We start from the raw sequence: 1,693 nt of genomic DNA, 5'->3' as shown, positions 1-1,693 counted from the left end.
CGCGCTCGGCGCGGCCGCCGGCCGCGTCCTGGCCTGCCGGGGAGCCACCCGCGACAGCGACCTCGTCCTCGGCGCCCTGCGCGAGGCCGTCCGAGGCGAGGGCTGCGACGCGTCCACCCTGTGGCCCCTCGTCGACGGCACCGGACGCCTCGGCATCGTCTGCGCCGCCCCCGTCCTGCGGCACATCTACCGGGAGACGGCCTCCTCCCATCTGCGCGGCCACTGCGCCCAGGCCCTCGCCGCCACCGACCCCTCCTTCGCCACCGGCTTCGCCGTCGAATGCCTCTGGGACTGCGAGGAGACCACCAGAGAGGTCGCCGCCCGGCACGCCGAGACCGGTGACACGCGCGTGGTGGAGCGATTGCGCAGGCTCGCCGCCGACCCCGCCGAGGAGGCGGAGGTCCAGACGGCCGTACGCAGCCGGATCGGCCCGGACGCGGCTGCCATGTGACCGCATCCGCGTGATCGTTTCTGACCGGAACAGGCTCCCTGACGTGATCGGAACGGGCCCCCTTCCGTTCGCCGGGTGAACGGCCGACGACCCTCGGGTCAGACGGACATGGACACCGTCTGACCTGCCCGGGTGCGCAGCTCAACGCTCATGCGCCGTTTGTCGTTCGGAAAGATCCACTTTGACGCGTTCACGTTCGGCGCGGAGACAACACCCGTATGCGTGTCGTCATCGTGACCGAATCCTTTCCCCCCGACGTGAACGGCGTGGCCCACTGCGCGCTCCAGACCGCCCGGCACCTCGTAGATCGCGGTCACGCCCCCGTCGTCGTCGCCCCGGCCCCCGCGCCGGGACACCGGCCGGACGCCTCGGCGCCCTGCCCCGTCGTCCACGTACCCTCCCTTCCGCTCCCCGGCTACCCCCAGGTCCGCGTCGCCCTCCCCAGCCGGCGCCTCGCCGCGACGATCGTCGAGCACCGCCCCGACGTCGTCCACCTGGCCAGCCCCTTCGTCCTCGGCGTGCGCGGCATGGCCGCCGCCGCCAAGTTCGGCGTCCCCGCCGTCGCCGTCTACCAGACCGACCTCGCCGGATACGCCCGCACCTACATGGGCGCCGGAGAGACCGCCGCCTGGCGCCGTATCCGCTCCGTCCACTCCGCCGCCGACCTCACCCTCGCGCCCTCCAGCGCCTCCCTGCACGACCTCTCCGCCCACGGAGTGCCCCGCGTGAAGCTCTGGCCGCGCGGCGTCGACACGGTACGGTTCCGTCCCGACCTCCGCGACGACGCGATACGCCGCGAGATCGCGCCGAACGGGGAGACGGTCGTCGGCTACGTCGGCCGGCTCGCCCCCGAGAAGCAGATCGAACTGCTCTCCGGCGTCTGCGGCCTTCCCGGCGTCAGACTCGTCGTCGTGGGCGACGGACCCAGCCGGCCCGCGCTCGCCGAACAGCTCCCCGGCGCCGTCTTCCTCGGCCGCCGCACCGGCGACGAACTCGCCCGGATCTTCGCCTCCCTCGACGTCTTCGCGCACACCGGGCCCTTCGAGACGTTCTGCCAGACCGTCCAGGAAGCCATGGCCAGCGGTGTCCCGGTCGTCGCGCCCGCCGCCGGCGGCCCGCTCGACCTGGTCGCCGACGGGCGCACCGGCATCCTCTTCCCGGCAGGTGACGGCGACGCCGTGCGCGACGCCGTCGCCGCCCTCGCCGCCGATCCCGCGCGCCGCGCGTCCTACGGCGCCGCCG

The 1,693-nt window shown here is 74.2% G+C and carries 1 protein-coding gene and 1 pseudogene; both read left to right on the top strand.

Translation table 11 applies throughout. From position 1 onward, the window contains the following. A pseudogene (locus ACVNF4_RS35720) lies at positions 1-451 on the top strand (HEAT repeat domain-containing protein); the annotation flags it as partial. Between the two features lie 218 nt (positions 452-669). Beyond that, positions 670-1,693 (top strand): glycosyltransferase family 4 protein (locus ACVNF4_RS35715; protein ID WP_461806995.1); only part of this gene is annotated, 1,024 nt, incomplete at its 3' end.

It is taken from the genome of Streptomyces sp. S6 (assembly GCF_054880855.1).
The sequence above is the reverse complement of the archived record's forward strand: the minus strand, read 5'-3'. Positions and strand labels throughout refer to the sequence as shown.